Source organism: Pseudomonas fluorescens NCIMB 11764, assembly GCF_000293885.2.
Classification (GTDB): Bacteria; Pseudomonadota; Gammaproteobacteria; order Pseudomonadales; family Pseudomonadaceae; genus Aquipseudomonas; species Aquipseudomonas fluorescens_B.
In genome coordinates, this window is the sequence record NZ_CP010945.1 from 232,062 (window position 1) to 252,399 (window position 20,338).

18 protein-coding genes and 1 pseudogene are annotated in these 20,338 nt (G+C 58.4%); 12 read left to right on the forward strand and 7 right to left on the reverse strand.

Annotation, left to right across the window (positions count from 1 at the left end; genetic code table 11):
* The first annotated feature begins 96 nt into the window (after positions 1–96).
* The 3 genes from B723_RS01090 to B723_RS01100 are packed head-to-tail and all read left to right on the forward strand — an operon-like array spanning position 97 to position 3,530.
* A complete protein-coding gene (locus B723_RS01090) occupies positions 97–951 on the forward strand; it encodes a hypothetical protein (protein WP_238588303.1) in 855 nt (284 codons plus the stop codon).
* A 3-nt stretch (positions 952–954) separates the two neighbouring features.
* Positions 955–1,398 carry a hypothetical protein gene (locus B723_RS01095; protein ID WP_017340967.1) on the forward strand — a complete coding sequence of 148 codons (444 nt, stop codon included), beginning with the start codon at positions 955–957 and terminating at the stop codon, positions 1,396–1,398.
* A gap of 2 nt (positions 1,399–1,400) precedes the next feature.
* The gene (locus B723_RS01100; protein WP_033037430.1) at positions 1,401–3,530 is read left to right on the forward strand and encodes an ATP-binding protein; all 2,130 of its coding nucleotides are present in this window, start codon (positions 1,401–1,403) and stop codon (positions 3,528–3,530) included.
* 204 nt (positions 3,531–3,734) lie between these two features.
* On the opposite strand, the pseudogene B723_RS01105 reads toward B723_RS01100, so the two are convergent.
* Positions 3,735–4,115: pseudogene (locus B723_RS01105) on the reverse strand (DEAD/DEAH box helicase); the annotation flags it as partial.
* Positions 4,116–4,224: 109 nt separating this feature from the next.
* On the opposite strand from B723_RS01105, the gene B723_RS01110 reads away from it, so the two are divergent.
* Both B723_RS01110 and B723_RS01115 read left to right on the forward strand, forming a co-directional pair.
* Entirely contained in the window at positions 4,225–4,644 is a 420-nt protein-coding gene (locus B723_RS01110) for a hypothetical protein (protein WP_017340970.1), read from the forward strand.
* A 29-nt stretch (positions 4,645–4,673) separates the two neighbouring features.
* Positions 4,674–5,582, forward strand: a complete 909-nt coding sequence (locus B723_RS01115) for a cation diffusion facilitator family transporter (RefSeq protein WP_017340971.1) — start codon at positions 4,674–4,676, stop codon at positions 5,580–5,582.
* Here the strand turns inward: B723_RS01115 and B723_RS01120 are convergent.
* Positions 5,567–6,580, reverse strand: coding sequence for a DUF6515 family protein (locus B723_RS01120; RefSeq protein WP_017340972.1), 1,014 nt, complete (start codon positions 6,578–6,580; stop codon positions 5,567–5,569). The genes B723_RS01115 and B723_RS01120 overlap by 16 nt on opposite strands.
* Before the next feature lie 438 nt (positions 6,581–7,018).
* Here B723_RS01120 and B723_RS01125 point away from each other — a divergent pair, with 438 nt between their 5' ends.
* Both B723_RS01125 and B723_RS01130 read left to right on the forward strand, forming a co-directional pair.
* Positions 7,019–7,498 (forward strand): Lrp/AsnC family transcriptional regulator, encoded by a 480-nt coding sequence (locus B723_RS01125; RefSeq protein ID WP_007894448.1) that lies wholly within the window; start codon positions 7,019–7,021, stop codon positions 7,496–7,498.
* A 214-nt stretch (positions 7,499–7,712) separates the two neighbouring features.
* Complete coding sequence (locus tag B723_RS01130; RefSeq protein ID WP_007937369.1) at positions 7,713–7,922, forward strand: DUF2788 domain-containing protein; 210 nt, start codon at positions 7,713–7,715, stop codon at positions 7,920–7,922.
* Here the strand turns inward: B723_RS01130 and B723_RS01135 are convergent.
* From B723_RS01135 to B723_RS01150, 4 genes are all read right to left on the reverse strand, one after another.
* Positions 7,917–8,558: a pseudouridine synthase gene (locus B723_RS01135; RefSeq protein ID WP_017340973.1), complete on the reverse strand. Its 642-nt coding sequence runs from the start codon at positions 8,556–8,558 to the stop codon at positions 7,917–7,919. The genes B723_RS01130 and B723_RS01135 overlap by 6 nt on opposite strands.
* Before the next feature lie 71 nt (positions 8,559–8,629).
* On the reverse strand, positions 8,630–10,129 hold the full coding sequence (gene amn, locus B723_RS01140; protein ID WP_193393003.1) for an AMP nucleosidase: 1,500 nt from the start codon (positions 10,127–10,129) through the stop codon (positions 8,630–8,632).
* Between the two features lie 88 nt (positions 10,130–10,217).
* Positions 10,218–11,864, reverse strand: coding sequence for an acyl-CoA dehydrogenase family protein (locus B723_RS01145; protein ID WP_017340975.1), 1,647 nt, complete (start codon positions 11,862–11,864; stop codon positions 10,218–10,220).
* Between the two features lie 73 nt (positions 11,865–11,937).
* On the reverse strand, positions 11,938–14,322 hold the full coding sequence (locus tag B723_RS01150) for a hybrid sensor histidine kinase/response regulator (protein WP_017340976.1): 2,385 nt from the start codon (positions 14,320–14,322) through the stop codon (positions 11,938–11,940).
* A 314-nt stretch (positions 14,323–14,636) separates the two neighbouring features.
* Here B723_RS01150 and B723_RS01155 point away from each other — a divergent pair, with 314 nt between their 5' ends.
* The 4 genes from B723_RS01155 to B723_RS01170 all read left to right on the forward strand — a co-directional run bounded on the left by B723_RS01155 (position 14,637) and on the right by B723_RS01170 (position 18,168).
* The gene (locus B723_RS01155) at positions 14,637–15,434 is read left to right on the forward strand and encodes a hydroxymethylpyrimidine/phosphomethylpyrimidine kinase (RefSeq protein WP_017340977.1); all 798 of its coding nucleotides are present in this window, start codon (positions 14,637–14,639) and stop codon (positions 15,432–15,434) included.
* 18 nt (positions 15,435–15,452) lie between these two features.
* Positions 15,453–16,076 (forward strand): thiamine phosphate synthase, encoded by a 624-nt coding sequence (gene thiE / locus B723_RS01160; protein ID WP_017340978.1) that lies wholly within the window; start codon positions 15,453–15,455, stop codon positions 16,074–16,076.
* A gap of 29 nt (positions 16,077–16,105) precedes the next feature.
* Positions 16,106–17,389: a glutamate-1-semialdehyde 2,1-aminomutase gene (gene hemL / locus B723_RS01165; protein WP_017340979.1), complete on the forward strand. Its 1,284-nt coding sequence runs from the start codon at positions 16,106–16,108 to the stop codon at positions 17,387–17,389.
* Between the two features lie 224 nt (positions 17,390–17,613).
* Positions 17,614–18,168 (forward strand): tetratricopeptide repeat protein, encoded by a 555-nt coding sequence (locus tag B723_RS01170; RefSeq protein WP_017340980.1) that lies wholly within the window; start codon positions 17,614–17,616, stop codon positions 18,166–18,168.
* Between the two features lie 179 nt (positions 18,169–18,347).
* Here B723_RS01170 and B723_RS01175 read toward each other — a convergent pair whose 3' ends face one another.
* The gene (locus B723_RS01175) at positions 18,348–18,677 is read right to left on the reverse strand and encodes a DUF1820 family protein (protein ID WP_007894425.1); all 330 of its coding nucleotides are present in this window, start codon (positions 18,675–18,677) and stop codon (positions 18,348–18,350) included.
* Between the two features lie 135 nt (positions 18,678–18,812).
* On the opposite strand from B723_RS01175, the gene miaB reads away from it, so the two are divergent.
* Positions 18,813–20,141, forward strand: a complete 1,329-nt coding sequence (gene miaB / locus B723_RS01180; protein WP_031319146.1) for a tRNA (N6-isopentenyl adenosine(37)-C2)-methylthiotransferase MiaB — start codon at positions 18,813–18,815, stop codon at positions 20,139–20,141.
* Positions 20,142–20,338: the final 197 nt, after the last annotated feature.

Consider the following 20,338-nt stretch of genomic DNA (forward strand, 5'->3'; position numbering starts at 1 on the left):
TCGCCTCCTGACGAGTTTCAAAAAGGCAGGCATGCATTGATTACGACACCACTCGGTAAATATACAGGCATAACCTGGGAAGCAGAATGTCAGCTTGTGTTCAAATTCAAGCACGGAGCAGATGGATATCAGCAAGTTCCCCCGTCTCCGGGTGATTATGGCATCGAAGGCTTTACTAAGCGTACTGGTTATGCCTTTCAATGTTACTGCCCTGAAAAGCAGTACCATCAAGATGAGCTATATGAAAACCAGAGAGACAAAATCAATAAAGATCTCGGTAAACTAAAGAAAAACACCGCAGAATTGCAGAAAATTCTCGGCAACACCAAAATTTCAACTTGGTGTTTCGTCACGCCTGAAATCAACAGAAACAAATTGCTCTCTTATGCTCAGACCAAGCAAGCAGAAGTAAGGGCCTGGGATTTACCGCATTTAGACAAAAATTTCACCATCCTACTGCACGATCATGAATTCTACGTGCAGGAGTTCAACACACTGAGAATATCAGCAGGCTTACCTCCATGCCTGGGCTCGCCAACAGAATCGTTACCGAAAGTGAGCAAGACTCTTGAGCCATTTGACGAAAACCTGGCCAGAAAATGTAGTTTACGGATGCCCGGAAAACCTGCCAGACAGGTGGAAAGCTTGGTAGCTCTCACCACAAAATCTTTTCTAGATCACGATACTTACTTTCAGTCGCTGTACGACCGTTCGCCTCAGACTTATGTAAATATTGCTCGCATCGTAAACGCCTTCGAGTTAGAAGTTCAAGAATGGGGACTCACGTCAGACGCAACACCTGAGCAGCTAACAGAACTGGTAAAGACCAGACTGATGGATTTTTTGGTCACCGACCGCAATCTGAACATTGACAAGTCTACGGCAAGCGAGGTGGTGCGAAGAACCATTGCTCGTTGGCTTGCGATCTGTGAACTGGACTTCAACGAGTAAACTATGGCTCAGCTTAAATTCACAAGGCGGCCCATCCCCGTTCTTTCAGAACTTCGCCCACTATACAAAATATCACAAGCACTTCTTATACTTCATCTGTCGTGCCGTGGTGCAAAAGGCAGCCTTCCAAAAATCCACCTTTTAAACTGGGCGCTCAAGACTCCCGAACGTATAAAGGGTCTTGCAATTGGAGCAGAACACGGTCAACTGCACCTCCCCATTTGGGGTTTTGATCCGGCCATGGCAATTGCATTGAACCTTGCATTCAAGGATTCCCTGATTACACCCACAACGAACGGCTTTGAGCTCAGCCCCAAAGGAAAAGCCTACGTGAACCTGATACTCGCTGACGAAAGTGTACTCAGTGAGGAAAAAGCCGCCCTAAAATCAATCGGAAAAAAAATTACGGAAGACATGGTAGATTCCGTTTCCAAGGGATGGGAATAATTATGTACATCAAGGCGATCAAGATTGATATCCAGACAACCAGCGGCCCGTTTGGATTTTTCACTACTTTTAGTCGAAACCTTAACATTATTAGGGGCCGTAATTCCGCCGGCAAAAGTACAATTGTACATGCGATAATGTATGCTATCGGCATGGAAGAATTACTAGGCGCTCAGAATGAAAATGCGCTGACTTACGCCCTAAAAGATCACCTTGAGCACGAGAACATCAAACATGCTATCCGCTCATCCAAAGTAACAATTGAAATTGAGAACAAAGGCAAAACAATTACTGCCACTCGAAGTGTCAAAGAAGAAGGACTTAGCACAAAGCTGATACAAATACAGGAATGCTCAGGCCTGACTGAGAGACAGACCGCTCCCACTCTCTACAAGTTTCTTCATGATGGTGGCAGCGCGAAAATTGAGGAAGGCTTTTACACCTACTTCGAAAAATTCCTAGGCTTGACGCTGCCATTAGTACCTAAAACCAATGGAAAACCCGAAAAGCTTTATTTGCAGTACGTTTTTGCTGCAATGATGGTAGAGCAAAAACGTGGGTGGACTGACTACATCGCCAACCTGCCCTACTTTGGGATACGAGATGCACGGATTAAAATTGTCGACTTCCTTGTAGGCACTGACGTCTTCGAAACAGATGCAAAGCGTGACATCCTGGATCAAGAGGCAAAGTCGATCCACGAAGAATGGCAAATTTCTTATCGAACGCTTGTCACCGAAACACTAAAGCAAGGCTTACAGTTCTCCAATATTTCAAAAAACCCAAATCCCGACTTTAAGGCCGAACTTGTTGACTTCCACAAAACGACTGAAGGCATAACTGAAAGCATATCGGAGTATCGAGCACGCAAGGTCAGCGAGCATGAAATCATCGGAATGAAATTGACCCAACAGGGTGAAGCGCCAACCCAAGAATTAACACAATCCATAGACAAACACACCAGCGAACTCGAACGCTTCACGGTCGCTTACGAGACCTGTTTAGGCAACCTTGCATTGCTGCGTGTAAACACTACCAGCAATAGGTTAAACACAAAGCAAGCCCGAGACGAGTTGACTAAAAACCAGGCCGCACAGAAGCTCATCAAGTTCGGCGCTTCGCTCAGTTTGTCCACCGCAGAAAACTCTTGCCCTGCATGCCATCAAGCAATAGGACACTCTCTTGTCGATCTGCATGAGAGCACACCTCACATGGACATCGGCACCAACATTGACTATCTGAGCGCTCAACTCAGAATGCTCGAACGCGAGCGAGGCGGTATCGATCAGTCGATCAAGGAAGCTGAGGCACTTAAAGATCAGTTGGCTAAAAACATTGCAGCCACCAAGTCTGCACTGAGAGCTTTGCGCTCAGATCTGACCTCCAACTCCTCCGTATCAAAATCAGGCATCAGACTGCAACTGCAGATCGAGATGGAGCTCGAAGAGCTGTTCAAATTCGAAGCGTACTCGGATCAGGTACTGGACGCCTTCGAACAGCTAGCAAACCGATTCCACGAGAACCAGAAAAGCCGCGCGCAGATGCCTCGCACCCATTACTCAGACTCCGACTTCGCCAAATATCGGCTGTTCGAAAAAATGTTTCGCGCCAATATTAGTGCCTTCGATTACCACAGCGCGGCGATCGAGGACATCGAGTTCAATAAGGAAAACCTGCTGCCGTACTTGGCCAAGATCGAGCTCAGAGAGATCAACGAGCGGAGTGTAACGTCGTCTGCATCTGTAGCCTCAACTACTCCAGCGGTTGCCAGAAGTGATGACGCGCCCAAAGGGAAAGGCAATATCGCTCGGGAGTCCAGTGCTAGTGACTTTGTGCGGCTCATATGGAGCTATTTGCTCTCCATCTATCAGACATCTGCTCACACAACAGTCAACGGTAATCACCTAGGAATACTGCTGCTGGACGAGCCTGGACAGCATTCGATGGCCACCAAAAGCCAACAGGCGCTGTTCCAATTGCTTTCATCGGAGACGGGGCTACAGAGCATCGTGGCAGCCTCTTTTGATGACAGCGAAGCGACTTACAAAGAGGCAACTTCCAACGTCCAGTTCAAGCTTATACAGCTCGGAGACAAGTCTATTTCTCCCGTTACTGATGGTCTGGGTATCTGAGGTTTTGGGAGGATGGGTTTGGTGGGGCGAGGTATCAACCACGCCTCCTCACTCCCCATGGGAAGGCGCAACTGTAACTGCATAGGGTGTCACAAGAAAAGGGAAGAGGGTGCCAGGAGCATTGGGCTACGGATCTGGATGATAGGGGGGGGCAGACCTCAGATTTGACAAAATTCCAGGTTATTTTGATGTAAATGGCAAAACATGGAATTCGTCGAAGATCAGCAGACCCACGCCTTCCAGCGCCGGGTCATCCTGCAAGCGGCGGGTGAGGATGCCTTCGGTGACCACTTCGATACGGGTGTTGGGGCCGACTTTGCTGTCCAGCCGAATGCGATAGCCGACGGTTTCCCCGACCTTTTCGCCCAGCTCACTGGCCAGACGCTCCGCTGCCGCACGCGCGGCCAACCGGCGCGGTTCGAGCATCAGAATGGTCTGCCCGGCCAGCCATGGCTCGTTGAGCAGGGCCAAAGGCACGCGGGTGGTTTTACCGGCGCCGGGCGGTGCTTCGAGCACGGCTTCGTGGCGTGTAGCCAAGGCTTCACGCAGGGCGGGTAAAACTTCATCAATCGGCAAAGAAATCATGCTGGCTCCCAAACAGAGGCGCGAGTATAACGGCGAACTGCTCGGCGTTTATCAGGGTCCTAATTCATAGAGACGCCCTTTCGTTTCAAGACTACTCAGGAGATTTCCTATGCGTGTTCCCTTTCGCTTGATTGGCGGTGTATTGGTTGCAACCCTGCTGACCCAGGTAACGGCTTGCGGATCGATTTTCTACCCTGATCGTCGCGGGCAGATCGACGGCAAGATCGACCCGGCCATCGCCGCGCTGGATGCCGTGGGCCTGCTGTTCTACATCATTCCCGGCCTGATCGCGTTTGCGGTCGACTTCGCCACCGGCGCGATCTACTACGCACCGGGCGAAACCGCGCAGGTGGCGCCGGAAAAACTCAAGGAAGCCATCGGCGCCGACGGCAAGGTCGACACCCACAAGTTGCAGACTATTCTGGAAACCGAGCTGGGCCGCAGCTTCCCGCTGGATGACCCACGCCTGATCCAGCACAAGGGCAGCACCCAGCAACTGGCCCTGCTCGGCCTGCAACCTGCCGCGTAATCGGTACACATGAAGGAATAGCCGTACCTATGATTTCCAGCTCCGAACACGCCCGCCTGTTGCGGCTGGCGACCCGTGCCTCGGTGGCGGTGGCGTGCACGTTGATCGTCGCCAAAGGCATCGCCTGGTGGCTGAGCGGTTCGGTCAGCATGCTCGCCGGGCTGACCGACTCCGTCCTCGACGGCGTTACCTCGCTGCTCAACCTGCTGGCGGTGCATTACGCCTTGCGCCCTGCCGACGACGATCACCGTTACGGGCATGGCAAGGCCGAGTCACTGGCGGGCATGGCGCAGGCGTTGTTCATTGGCGGCAGTGCGGTGTTGATCGCGTTGCAGGCTTTTGACCGGCTCAAGCATCCGGAACCGGTGGGTGCGCCGTGGATCAGCATCGGCGTGATTGTGTTCTCTCTGGCGCTGACGCTGGCGTTGCTGATGTTGCAGCATCGGGTGGTCAAGGCCACCGGTTCCAACGCCGTGCGCGCCGACTCCCTGCATTACCGTTCGGATCTGCTGCTCAATGGCAGCATTCTGGTCGCGCTAGTGCTGGCCGGGTATGGCTGGCATCAGGTGGATGCGTGGTTTGGATTGGGGATTGCCGCTTACATCCTCTGGAGCGCCATTCAGATCGCCCGGGAAAGTTTTACGGTGTTGATGGATGAGGAGCTGCCGCAGGATGTCAGCCAGCACATGCTCGAACTGGCCTGTAGCGTTCCGGGCGTATTGGGTGCGCATGACCTGCGCACACGGGTTTCCGGCAACCAGTGGTTCGTGCAATTGCATTTGGAATTGCCGGGGGAGCTGACCCTGTCAGTCGCCCACGGCATCAGCGATCAGGCGGCGGATGCGATTCATGCCGCTTACCCGCGAGCCGAAGTACTGGTGCACGCCGACCCGCAGGAAGTGGTGAACGTCGCCGGGGAGAATCAGAAACTCACCTGATACCCGCGGCTGCTCAGGCAGTTCCCCTGGGCCTGACGGTAGGCTTGCACCACCGACGGGTCCGGTTGATAAGTGGCCGTGCGCGGATCGAAACCGCTCTGCTGCACCGCATATTGATAGCACTCGTACCCGTCCTGATTGACCTGCTCCGGTGACTGACCGTTGGCCGGATAGGCCACCACGTCATAACCATTGCTGACCGGTTGCGGCTGCGGTTGCACGGGCGGCTCGACCACCACGTAATCCTGAGTCGTTTCCTGGTAGGCGTAATACGACCCGGCCGCGAGAAACAACAGCGCACCACCAATCCACACTTCGCGGGCGTAATCCGGCAGGTAGCCGACGCGAATCCCGCGTGGCGGCTGCACCACCACATAACGCGGGCCCAGCGGCCGGTACCAGTAGCCGCCGGAGTAGAAATAATCCTGGCCCCGATAGGGCACGCGGTAGTCGCGGTCGGGGAAGCGGTCGATCACATGACCGGGACGATACTGCGGCCCTGGCCCCCAACCATTACCATGCCCGTCCGGGCGACCGGCCCAGCGATGATCATCGGGACGCGGGCCGTTGTTCTGCCAGTGTGGGTTGTTGTCGTTACGCCGCGGCACGTCATTGTAGTAACCACGCTGTGGCGGCTGGGTCTGGCGCACGGTATCGGGCCGCCCCTGGATCGGCAGGTCGTTGGCCGGCAATTGGGGTGGCGGCGGCGGTGGCCGAACCGGGTTGTTGAAGTCGCGAGGCTGATTGTTTTGCCACTGGCTGCCATTGCGCGGCTGCCCGTTCTGCTCGAACTGGCGACTGTTGTCGCCGCGAATGATCTCGTTGTTCTGCGGGCGTGGTTGATTGTTGCCGCCATGCCCCTGATTGTTGCCCTGATGGCCGTCGCCGCGTTGCCCGTTGTCGGGACCACGGTTCTGCGGCTCATCGGCCAGCGATTGCGCAGTGACACTGACACATAGCAAACCAACACCGGCCAAACGCCAGATGCGCGACTTCATGCTTTTCCTCACTGCGGGTTAGGGCCTGTACGTAAGACTGGGAAAGCACAGGCCGGTTCTGCAACAGGTTATCAGTCGCGAAACTTATTTATTGAGGGAAGCCGGCGATAAATTGCACGCAAAAGAAAAGGGAGACCCGTCGGCCTCCCTTTGAGAACTTCGTCCGTGCTCGACGCTTATGACGTCGGCTCACCTCACGCCGTCTTCTGGACAGTGTGCAGCTCGGGGGCCGGCACATCCCCGGTGGGGGTGGCGGCCGCGGCAGGCCTGATTGGGCGAGCCGCTGTGGACTGTTTGTCCGAGCAGTGATTCTGGTGATAAGAATAGGCCTGCAGCGGCGACAGATGATTGCGAAGATTGCTCAAATAAACATGACTTGCGCAATTTTTAACCCTGGATAGATAATCTGCCGCAATTGATATGACAAAGGCCTGATTGATGAGCAAACTCGACCGATACGACCTGAGCATTTTGGCGGAATTGCAGCGCGACGCGCGCATCTCCAACCAGGAGCTGGCCGAACGCATCGGCCTGTCGCCTTCACCGTGTTCGCGCCGGGTCAAGCAACTGGAGGACGACGGTTACATCACCCGCCAGGTGGCGCTGCTGGACCGCAAGATGCTCGGCTTGAGCCTGACCGCCTATGTGCTGATCGGCATGGACCGACACACACCGGAGCGGTTCGAGAACTTTGAAGCGGCCATTCGCACGTTGCCGCAAGTGCTGGAATGCAGCCTGGTCACGGGCATGGATGCGGACTATCAGCTCAAGGTGGTGGTGCCGGACATGGACCACTACCAGAAATTGCTGTTGGGGCATCTGACCCGGATTGAAGGGGTGACGAGTGTGCGCTCGAGTTTTGTGTTGAATCAGGTGTTGAACAGCACTGAACTGCCGCTGACTCATCTGCGCAGCTAATTGTGGCGAGGGAGCTTGCTCCCGCTCGGCCGCGCAGCGGTCGTAAAACCAGACAACACAGTGTGACAGATAAAATTCGGGGGCCGCTTCGCGCCCCGGCGGGAGCAAGCTCCCTCGCCACCAGTGCGACACACCGCCGCAGCCCACACCTCCACTACTCTCCCATGCCGTATACTCCAGCGCCTTTTAGCCCCGCCCGCGCTGGAGTTGCCTGATGGATCCTGCCGTATTCGAAGAGTGGATGATGACCGGACTGGTCAGCATTCTGATCATTTTCATGGGTTTCATCGTCTGGGATCTGGCGAAAAAATCCAAGGCCGGGCGCTTTGGCTCGTTCATCCTGTTCTTCGTACTCGGCCTGGGCGTGGCCGCGTTCGTGATCAAAAGCGTGGTAATCGGCCTGATCGAATCCGGGACGTTATAAGCGCGCCGGCACTTCTTTCCACTGGCCCTGATCGAGCCCTTCGATCGACCAGTCCCCGATCCTGACCCGCACCAGGCGCAACGTCGGCAAGCCGACCGCCGCGGTCATGCGCCGGACCTGACGGTTACGCCCCTCGCGAATCACCAGTTCCAGCCAGCTGGTCGGCACGCTTTTGCGAAAGCGCACCGGCGGGTTGCGTGGCCACAGCTCTGGCTCATCCAGTTGCCGCGCTTCGGCGGGCAAGGTCATGCCGTCATTCAGTTCGACACCCTCGCGCAAACGCTGCAACTGCTCAGCGCTCGGCTCGCCCTCCACTTGCACCCAATAGGTCTTGGCCAGTTTGTGTTTGGGATCGGCAATCCGCGCCTGAAGCTGGCCGTCGTTGGTCAGCAACAGCAAGCCTTCACTGTCACGGTCCAGGCGTCCCGCCGGGTAGATCCCGGGGATCTCGATGTAGTCCTTGAGCGTCGCCCGCCCTTCGCCGTCGCTGAATTGCGTCAGCACATCGAAGGGTTTGTTGAACAGGATCAGCTTCGGCTCGGCCGGTGGCGCTTTGGCGACACGGCGCGGGGCTGATGAAGATGGCGCAGGCTTCACGCCAGGGCGGCGGGAAACGGGACGTTGAGGACGGGACATGGCGAAGAGAACATCTAACGGTCAGGGCTGCTAATGCTAGTGCCCCGACCGCCAAATGACCATGACAACCGTTACCGGAACGGCGGCTCGTCGAAGCTGCGCAGCTTGCGCGAGTGCAACGAGTTGAGTTCGGTGCGCAACAGGTCCACCGCCTCGATACCGATCTTCAAGTGCTGGCTGACCGCGCGCTCATAGAAGGCGTTGGCCGAACCCGGCAGCTTGATTTCGCTGTGCAGCGGTTTGTCCGAGACACAGAGCAACGTGCCGTACGGCACCCGCAAGCGATAACCCTGGGCGGCGATGGTGCCGCTTTCCATGTCCACCGCCACGGCGCGGGACAGGTTGATCAGCGGACGCTCCTGAGCCCAGCGCAACTCCCAGTTACGGTCGTCGTAGGTCAGCACGGTGCCGGTGCGCAGGCGTTTTTTCAGCTCGTCGCCCTTCTCGCCGGTGATGTTGGCGGCCGCTTGCTGCAACGCCATCTGCACTTCGGCCAGGGCAGGAATCGGAATGTTCGGCGGCACGACCCGGTCGAGAATCCCGTCGCGGCGCATGTAGGCGTGAGCCAACACGTAGTCGCCAATGGTCTGCGACTGACGCAAACCACCGCAATGACCGATCATCAGCCAGCAATGCGGACGCAGCACCGCCAAATGGTCGGTGATGTTCTTGGCGTTGGACGGGCCGACGCCGATGTTCACCAGGGTCACACCATGACCGTCACTGGCGATCAGGTGATAGGCCGGCATCTGATAGCGGTGCCAAACCACACCGGCCGCAATCGCCGAGGCTTCACCGTGGTCCATGCTCTTTTCGATGATCACGTTGCCCGGTAACACCATACGCACGAAACGCGGGTCGCTGCGCAACTGCTCCAGGCCATGAACGATGAACTGGTCAACGTAGCGGTGGTAGTTGGTCAGTAGAATCCACGGTTGCACATGGCGCCAGTCGCTGCCGGTGTAATGCACCAGGCGACGCAGAGAGAAATCCACCCGCGCCGCATCGAACAGGGCCAGCGGCAGCGGATCGGTGTTTTCCCAATCGTACAGACCGTCAGCGATGCCATCGGTGGCGGCAGACAGGTCGGTGCTCGGGAACACCCGCGCCAGCACGGCAGCGGTCACGCCGGAACCGGCCAGCTCATCGCCCTGCTCGACCACGTAGGGGTAAGGAATGTTCTGCTGGCTGATGCCGACTTCCACGGTCACGGTGAAGTCGTGCATCAACGGTACGAGTTGCTCCAGCAGGTATTTGCGGAAAGCCGCCGGATGGGTGACGGTGACGCTGTAAGTCCCCGGCAATTGCACCTTGGCGTAGGCACGGGTGGTTTGTGGGACTTCGCCTTGGCAATGGTAGGTCAGACGCAGTTCAGGATAACGAAACATCGCACGCTGTTCGGCGTCCGGTTCAACTCGATCCTTGAGATAACGCTTGAGCGCCTGGTTCAGCGCGGTGGTGGCACGATTGTGCAGGTGAGCAAGCCGGTCCACGGCTTCCTCGGCGGTTTGAACGACAACAAAAGCTTCGGTCACGATCAGCATCCTGTGTTCTGACTTGCAGGTCTTCATCTTGCCTGCATCGTCGCGTCACGGGAACAGTGGCGTGTTGATACACAGACACCAGGTTCACCACGCTCCCACATTGAGTCCATGGTGTTTACAAAAGCGGGGTTGACCGGGCGACGATCGCTTCCACATCCAATCCCCGAGGCAACGCACCGTACACTCGGCCGCCGCCATTCAGACGACTGGCGATAAAGGCATCGCTGACCGCCGAGTTGCCCGCCTCCAGCAACAACCTGGCCTGCAGCCCCAAAGCGATATCTTCAGTGAGCTGGCGGGCACGATACTGAATGTCGCTGGTGTCCTTGAAAGCGGCCTGCAATTGGCTGATGTGCGCCGCCAGGCGTTTGTCGCCATGACCATCGCCCAACTCGCTGAACAGCACGTCGAGCACACCCGGTTCTTTCGACAGCGCCCGCAGGACGTCCAGGCATTGCACGTTGCCGGAACCTTCCCACGTCGAATTGACCGGCGCCTCACGGTACAAACGCGGCAGGATGCTGTCTTCGACATAACCCGCGCCACCCATGCACTCGGCGGCTTCGTTGATCATGGCGGGCGCGCGTTTGCAGATCCAGTACTTGCCCACCGCCGTCACCAGACGGGCGAATTTCGCTTCATGTTCATCGTCCAGATGATCCAGCGCCTTGCCCATGCGCAGGCTCAACGCCAGGGCTGCTTCGCTTTCCAGCGCGAGATCGGCGAGCACGTTCTGCATCAACGGTTGTTCACTGAGCCGCTTGCCGCCAACCCTGCGATGAGCGCAGTGATGACTGGCCTGGGTCAACGCCTGGCGCATCAGCGAGCTGGAACCGACCATGCAATCGAAGCGGGTCATGGCCACCATTTCAATGATGGTCGGAACGCCGCGCCCTTCTTCACCGACCATCCACGCCAGTGCACCGCGGAATTCGACTTCACTGGACGCGTTGGAGCAATTGCCGAGTTTGTTCTTCAGGCGCTGGATGTAGAACTGATTGCGCGTGTCGTCCGGACGATGGCGCGGCAGCAGGAAACAGGTCAAACCCTTGTCGGTCTGCGCCAGGGTCAGGAACGCATCGCACATCGGCGCGGAACAGAACCACTTGTGGCCCACCAGTTCATAGGCCTGCCCCGGACCGCCGGCACCGACCGGATACGCCTTGGTGGTGTTGGCCCGCACATCGGTGCCGCCCTGCTTCTCGGTCATGGCCATGCCGATGGTGACACCGGCCTTATGCGCCATGCCGACGTTGCGCGGGTCGTATTCGGTGGCGAGGATTTTAGGCAGCCACTGCTCGGCCAGATCCGGTTGCAGGCGCATCGCCGGGACGCTGGCGAACGTCATGGTCAGCGGGCAACCGCTGCCGGCTTCGGCCTGGCTGTGCAGGTAGGTCATGGCGGCGCGGGCAACGTGAGCGCCGGACTGCGGATGCGCCCAGGGCAGCGACGTCAGCCCGTGTTCGATCGCCGTGCGCATCAGTTCGTGATACGCCGGGTGAAACTCCACCAGGTCGATGCGATGACCATAACGGTCGTGACTGCTGAACACCGGCTTGTTCTGGTTGGCCAGAAACCCCGCGTCCATCAGCGGCCCGCCGGCCAGCGCGCCATAGGCGTCGATCCGCGATTCGGCCCAACCGGCCCCGAAACGCCGCGACCACTCCTGCAACGGCAAATCGATGCGATACAGGTTAGTGCCGTCCAGCGACGGTGGCTGGTTGGTGACTTCGTGGGTTTCGGCGAACTGATGCAGGTTCATGACGGGGCTCCTTTGGTCAGCCAAGGGATTCAGTTAATCACTGCCCCGAGGCCGAACAAAGTGGCATATCCGCCTAACTGTCGGCGCTTTCGCCTTGTTCGGGACAGAGCACCCGACGATAAAGGGCAGCCTGCAAGTCTTCGAACTTCACCGGCTTGCTCAGGTGATCAATCAAGGCACCCGTTGGGCAGCGTTCCCGATCAGCGCTCAAGGCAATCATGAACACCGGCAATTGCTCGCAGCCCGGCAGCGCACGGATCTGGCAGCACAGTGACGCGCCATCCAGCGACGGCAATTGGCCATCGATCAGCACGGCATCAAAGGTTTCACGCTGCAAGAGATCCAGCGCGGCCACGCCAATGTCGGCCGTTCGCACCCGGAACCCGAGCTTGAGCAACATGCCGCGCATCACCAGCTGATTAATGCTGTTTTCATCCACCAGCAGCACGGTGCAGTCCTGCGGCAGGCGCAGACGCGGGAACTCCCGCGTCATCATGGGCGTTGGGACTCGCTCTACCACTGGCAACTCAAACTCGACGTCAAGCTGGAAGCGACTGCCACGACCGGGCTCAGAGCGGTGAGTCAGATGCCCGCCAAGCAAGTCGACCAGTTGCCGACAGATCGCCAGGCCGACGCCCAGACCGCCGTATTCCCGGGTCATCGAGCCGTCGAGCTGGAAAAAGCGCTGGTACAGCGTCGCCTCGCCCAAATCGGTGAAGCCGATACCGGTGTCGATCACTGCAAAGGACAGTGCCACCCGGTCGGGGCCTACGGGTTTACCCGTGACCCGCAACGCCACGCCGCCCACACGAGTGAACTTGATGGCGTTGTCCAGCAGGCATTCCAGGCATTGCGCCAACTTGATGTTATCGCCGTGCAAACGGTCCGGCAGGCCTGGCGCGAGGTCAACCTTGAAGTCCAGTGACTTGCCTGACGCATTGCCTTCGAACTGCACCCGCAGGGCATCGACCACACCGCGCAAACTGAAGGGGGACGCATTGGCCTTGAGCTTGCCGGCCTGCAATTCGGTCAGGGTGAGGATGCCGTTGACCATGCGCATCATGTCTCGCGCCGAACCGGCGGCCGTTTGCTGGTATTGCTCCAGCTCCGGGTCCATCTCGACGGTTTGCATCAATTCCAGCGAACCGATCACACCGTTCATGGGCGTGCGCAATTCGTGGGTCAGCGTGGCGAGGAATTCATCCTTGAGCTTGTTGCTGTGCGCCAGTTGCTGGTTGAGCACTTCGAGCTTTTGCCCGGCATCGAACAAGGTCTGCGCCTGTTGCTCGCGCATGGCGTTGATGCGGTCGGCCAGGGCCAGGGACAGCAGCGCCACTTCGATGGCCGAGCCGATCTGGCTGGAATACATGGTCAGGAACACGTTCGGCAGGTAACCCAACACCATCAGCGTGTTGATGATGCCGCCGAGCAAAAACGCCGACCAGGCGATGATGAAATACCGCGCCACCCGCAGGCCGCGCCACCAGGCGAAAAACCCCGCGGCGAAAATCACCACGGTGAACGTCAGGGCCAGCGTCGTCGCCAGACGCAAGGCCAGGGCGTAACTGGTCATCAACGACAACCCGACGACCACCGCCCCGAATGCAATCAACGCCAGCAGCAAGCGATCGAGCCAGCGATTGAGGGTCGCCGTCTGCAGGAAGCTGCGGGCGAACTGACTGCCGAACAGCCCTGCGCAACCGATGAAGAACGGCGTCGCGGCGTTGGCCCACCAGGGATTGTCCGGCCAGAAATATTGCACGGCCGCGCCGTTCACTGACAGTTGATACAGCCCGAACGAGGCAATGTAGAAGATGTAATAGAGGTAGCTGGTGTCGCGCACGCTGAGGTAGATGAACAGGTTGTAGACCAGCATCCCCAGCAACACGCCGTAAATCAGGCCCAGCACGTAGAGCCGCACCGGCTGTTCTTCAAGGAATGCCGTGCTCGACCACAACGTGACCGGCGCCTGGATCGACCCTTCGCTCTGCAGGCGCAGGTACAGGGTTTGCAGTTGGTCCGGGGTGAAGTTCAGATCGAACAAATAGTTGTTCTGGCGAATTTCGCGACTGTCGAACGGCAAGGCATCGCCGGTCTGACGGGCCAATCGATAGGCACCGGCAGCATCGGGCAAGTACAGGTCGAGGTGATCGAGGGGAGGATAGGCCAGCTCCAGCAACCACGTCCGTTGGGTCGCGGGGTTGGTCGGGCGGTAATTCAAGTCGATTTTCAGCCAGAACACCGAACGCGAGTAGCCGGCGTTGAGGGTGGCTTTATCGTGGGGCTTGAAGTGTCCGGCCGCCGCTTGCGCACGGATATCGTCGATGGTCGCCTGACCATCGGCATCTTCGAACACTTGCAGGGTTCGGCCCAAGGGCAGGCTTTGAGTGAATTCATCGAATTCGACTGCGCTCGCCATAAGGGGCAAGCAAAACAGCAACATCAGCAAATAGCGCATTTAAGCCCCAGCGTGGCCTGTCCGGTTATCTCAGGAAGCCCCTCATTCCCTTTGAGTAGACGTAAAACCGGTATTACCTGTTATTGGTTTGGATCCACTCTAGCATAGCCGTTGATGGCCATTGAACACCATTGAAATATTTCCTGCAAAGGCTCTAGTACGGGCGTTCCAGCGGAACACATTGAGCCAGAGCTGTTTGCTCGGTCAGATTCTGACAATCCCGGCAAGTGGCATTGCCAGCCCATGACTCTCTATCGGCAGGACTGGCGGGCACTGCACCCGAAAATCGATGTTTGGTGGTAAGCTCGCGCACCATGAATATCTACAGCTCTCGCCCCGTTGTCCTCTGTCTCTCCGGCCACGACCCAAGTGGTGGCGCCGGCTTGCAGGCAGATATCGAAGCCCTGCTTGCCCAGGGCTGTCATGCGGCCCCGGCCGTCACCGCCCTGACCGTGCAAGACACGGTCAATGTCACTGACTTTCGCGTCCTCGACCGAGAGTGGGTGCTGGCTCAGGCCAACGCCGTGCTCAACGATTCCGAAGTCGCTGCCGTCAAACTGGGCATGCTCGGCTCCCTGGAAATGGTCGACACCGTCGTCGAACTGCTGCAGGCGCACCCGCACTTGCCGATGGTCTGCGACCCGGTGCTGCGCGCCGGCGGTGGCGGACGACTGGGCAAGGATGAAGTCGGCTACGCCATGCGCGAACGCCTGCTGCCTTTGGCCATCATCGCCACCCCTAACCTTCCCGAAGCCCGCATCCTCGCCGAACTGCCCGAAGGCACCGCGGACGAGTGCGCTGAAAAACTCCTGCCCTACGTCAAACACCTGCTGATCACCGGCGGCCATGGCGATGAAGATGAAATCCACAATCGCCTGTACAGCCGCGACGGTGGTCGCGAAACTTTCACCTGCCAGCGCTTGCCCGGCAGTTACCACGGTTCCGGTTGCACACTGGCCAGCGCCCTCGCCGGTCGTCTGGCCCAGGGTGAAAACCTCGTCAGCGCCGTGCAGACCGCGCTTAACTACACGTGGCGCACCCTGCGCGATGCAGAGCAGCTGGGCAAAGGTCAGTTCGTGCCGCGCCGCCTGCCACTGGATTTCTGTTCGTAACGCCATGAGGCATGTCCGATGAAACTACGTGGCCTTTACGCCATTACCGATAGCCAGTTGCTGGCCGGTAAATTCCTGTCGTACGTGGAAGCCGCGCTGGAAGGCGGCGTCACCCTGCTGCAATACCGCGACAAGAGCAGCGACGAGGCCCGCCGCTTGCGAGAGGCCGAAACCCTGCGCGATCTGTGCGAACGCTACAAGACTCAGTTGATCATCAATGACGACGCCGAGCTGGCTGCGCGCCTGAACGTCGGCGTGCACCTGGGCCAGACCGATGGCCCGCTGACCCCGGCCCGTGCGTTGCTGGGTCGCCAGGCGATCATCGGTTCAACCTGCCACGCGCAACTCGAACTCGCCGAACAAGCCGCCAAGGAAGGCGCCAGCTACGTCGCCTTCGGCCGTTTCTTCAACTCCAATACCAAACCCGGCGCACCGACCTGCAGCCTTGAGTTGCTCGATCAGGCCCGCAGCAAACTGCACCTGCCGATCTGCGCAATCGGCGGCATCACCCTGGACAACGCTGCGCCACTGGTGGCCCACGGGGTCGATCTGCTGGCGGTGGTCCACGGCCTGTTTGGCGCCGAAAGCACGGCGGAAGTCACCCGTCGCGCCCGCGCCTTTAATGCCCTGCTTTCCAAGTAGCCTTAAAAGTCTGATTTGAGAGTCCCATCATGTCTCGTTCCGAAACCCTGTTTGCCAATGCCCAGAAACACATTCCCGGTGGCGTGAACTCGCCTGTTCGCGCATTCAAGAGCGTGGGTGGCACGCCGTTGTTCTTCAAACACGCGGAAGGCGCCTACGTCACCGACGAAGACAACAAGCGCTATGTGGATTACGTCGGCTCCTGGGGCCCGATGATCCTCGGCCACAGCCATCCGGACGTGCTGGACGCGGTACGCAAACAGCTGGAGCACGGCTTGTCGTACGGGGCCCCGACCGAGATGGAAACCGAAATGGCCGACCTGGTCTGCTCGATCGTGCCGTCGATGGAAATGGTGCGCATGGTCAGCTCCGGCACCGAAGCGACCATGAGCGCGATTCGCCTGGCCCGCGGTTTTACCGGCCGCGACAGCATCATCAAGTTCGAAGGCTGCTACCACGGTCACTCTGACAGCCTGCTGGTCAAGGCCGGTTCCGGCGCCTTGACCCAAGGCGTGCCGAGCTCGGCCGGCGTACCGGCATCCTTTGCCAAGCACACCCTGACCCTGCCGTTCAACGACATCGACGCCGTGGCAACCATGCTCGCCGAAGTTGGCCAGGACGTGGCCTGCATCATCGTCGAGCCGGTGGCCGGCAACATGAACTGCGTACCGCCGGCGCCGGGCTTCCTCGAAGGCCTGCGGACCCTGTGCGACAAGCACGGCGTGGTGCTGATTTTCGACGAAGTGATGACCGGTTTCCGCGTCGCTCTCGGCGGTGCTCAAGCGCATTACGGCGTCACGCCAGACCTGACCACGTTCGGCAAGATCATCGGTGGCGGCATGCCGGTTGGCTGCTTCGGCGGCAAACGCGAAATCATGTCGCACATCGCGCCACTGGGCCCGGTTTATCAGGCGGGCACCTTGTCGGGTAACCCGCTGGCGATGGCGGCCGGTCTGACGACTTTGCGCCTGATCAGCCGCCCCGGCTTCCACGCCGAACTGAGCGACTACACCAGCCGCCTGCTCGATGGCCTGCAACAGCGCGCCGATGCTGCCGGCATTCCGTTCGTGACCACGCAGGCCGGCGGCATGTTCGGCCTGTACTTCAGCGGCGCCGACGACATCGTCACGTTTGATGATGTGATGGCCAGCGACGCGAAGCTGTTCGGCCGTTTCTTCCACCTGATGCTCGAAGGCGGCGTGTACCTGGCGCCGAGTGCATTCGAAGCCGGCTTCACCTCGATTGCCCACGGCGAAACCGAGTTGAAACTGACACTGGATGCCGCCGAGCGCGCATTTGCCGCACTGAAATAATGCTGAGCCGCTGACGTTGGCGATTGCCAGCGTCAGCTTTTGCCTACATTCCAGCGTCTTTTCTTACTCATCTGCCGATAATCCCCCGTAAACCGGGCGATATATTCCCCGCGCAGCAGAAAAACGAGTAAAGACTTTGTAAGGTTGGCCCTGCTTATTTCATAATGCGCGCTTATTGGATCCCTCGATGGGTCCGCGCGCCCCTCAGAGGTAAGTCGATTCCCATGAACCGCACCGGCCGCGCCCTTGCATTGGGCTGCCTGTTGCTCCTTCAGCCCCTGCTCGCGCTCGCACAAGCAGGCGGCAACTCGTTGTTAATCCCAGCGATGGGTCGCTGCACCCTCAATACCCAGCCGCAAGACCTGGAACAGGCGCTCGCCGCCTGCCAGAAAGCGTCGGATGACGGGGATGCGCAAGCGCAATACGAGTTGGGTGAGTTCTACTACGACGGCAAAAACACCCCGCGCGACCTCAAGAAAGCCCTGGATTACTTCGAAAAGGCCTCGCTGCAAGGCCATGCCCAGGCGCAATTCAAACTCGGCACCATGTTCTTCCACGGCGAAGGCGTACCGGCCAATAACGTCCAGGCGTATATCGTGCTGAAAATGGCCGCGGTCAATGGGGCGGAAGAAGCGCTGGATACTGCGGACGAAGTCGCCGAGAAGATGCCGCGTGAAGAACTTGAGGTAGCGACTCAGGTGCTTGGGCAGATCTTCCGCAAGTACCTGATGGAATTGCAAAGCGCCGATGGGCGTACACCGTTTTCGCCACTGCCCTGATTGACGCAGGCCCCTGTGACGAGGGAGCTTGCTCCCGCTCGGCTGCGCAGCAGTCGTAACGTCAAACAATGCGGTGAATCAGAAAAACGGTGTTTGCAGAGTTTAGGGCCGCTTCGCGCCCCAGCGGGAGCAAGCTCCCTCGCCACAAACAACCCAGTTCATTTCAAAAGCTTTCCTGCTTACTTCTCCGGCATCGGCATCGGAAACGGCATGACATTGCCGACCGCGCCGCGGGCTTCGCTGATTTTCGGCGTGCCAAGACGCTCGACTTCGTCGATGCGCACGATCGAATGCATCGGCACAAAACTGCGCACGACACCTTCGAACTGAGCCTTGAGCTTCTCTTCGCTCGGGTCGACGACCACTTGCGTGCGCTCGCCAAAGACGAACTCTTCCACTTCCAGGAAGCCCCACAGATCACTTTGATAGATCTGCTTGGCGTACATTTCGTACACCTGGCCCTGGTTGAGGAAAATCACCTTGTAGATTGGAGCTTCACGTTTGGTCATGGTGGGCGAGCAACACATCGGGGGATAAAAATGAGGGCGCGAACTATAGCATAGCCACCGGACGCACAGCGGTAGGAACCTTGGAGCATGTTCCCTATAATGCGCGGTTCTTTGAATCACGTGATGACTGTATCCATGGCCAAGAAGCTTTACATCGAAACCCACGGTTGCCAGATGAACGAGTACGACAGCTCGCGCATGGTCGATCTGCTGGGCGAACACCAGGCCCTGGAAGTCACCGCTCGCGCTGAAGACGCCGACGTGATCCTGCTCAACACCTGTTCGATCCGCGAACGCGCCCAGGACCGGGTGTATTCCCAGCTCGGCCGCTGGCGTGAACTGAAACTGGCGAACCCGGAGATGGTGATTGCCGTCGGCGGTTGTGTCGCCAGTCAGGAAGGCGCCGCCATCCGCGATCGCGCTCCTTATGTCGACGTGGTCTTCGGCCCGCAAACACTGCACCGCCTGCCGGAAATGATCGACGCCGCCCGCGCCACCAAATTGCCGCAAGTGGACGTCTCGTTCCCGGAAATCGAAAAATTCGACCATTTGCCGGAGCCGCGCATCGATGGCCCGAGCGCTTACGTCTCGGTCATGGAAGGCTGCAGCAAATACTGCACGTTCTGCGTAGTGCCCTACACTCGCGGCGAAGAAGTCAGCCGACCGTTCGATGACGTGATTGCCGAAATCATCCACCTCGCTGAAAACGGCGTGCGGGAAGTGACGTTGTTGGGCCAGAACGTCAACGGCTATCGCGGCACCACCCACGACGGTCGCCTCGCGGATCTGGCCGAGTTGATTCGTGTCGTCGCGGCTGTCGATGGCATCGATCGGATTCGCTACACCACGTCCCATCCGCTCGAGTTCTCCGACAGCCTGATCCAGGCTCACGCCGAAGTGCCGGAGCTGGTGAAGCACCTGCACCTGCCGGTGCAATCCGGTTCGGACCGCATTCTTTCGGCGATGAAGCGCAACCACACCGCGCTGGAATACAAATCCAAACTGCGCAAGTTGCGCGCGGCCGTGCCAGGGATCTGCATCAGCTCGGACTTTATCGTCGGCTTCCCCGGCGAGACCGAAAAAGACTTCGAACAAACCATGAAACTGATCGAAGACGTCGGTTTCGACTTCTCCTATTCGTTTGTCTACAGCCAGCGCCCGGGCACGCCGGCAGCCGATCTGGCCGACGAAACGCCGGAAGAGCTGAAAAAAGAACGACTGAACGCCCTGCAACATCGCCTGAACCAGCAGGGTTTCGAGATCAGCCGACAAATGGTCGGTTCGATCCAGCGGATTCTGGTCACCGATTACTCGAAAAAAGACCCCGGCGAGCTGCAAGGCCGGACCGAGAATAACCGGATCGTCAACTTCCGCTGCGACAATCCAACCCTGATCGGCCAATTCGCCGATGTGCACATCGATGCGGCGCAACCGCACTCGCTGCGGGGTTCACTGATCCAGTAACCCCCGTCACAGAGAACCTTTGTGGCGAGGGGATTTATCCCCGTTGGGTTGCGCAGCAGCCCCAAAAACAGGACTGCTGAGCAGCCCAACGGGGATAAATCCCTTCACCACAGTTCAGGCGTCAAATTTCAGCATCCATTTAAGAGCTTTCGCACCCGCCTCACTGGCGTTATCCTTGATTTCATCTTAATTGCCCC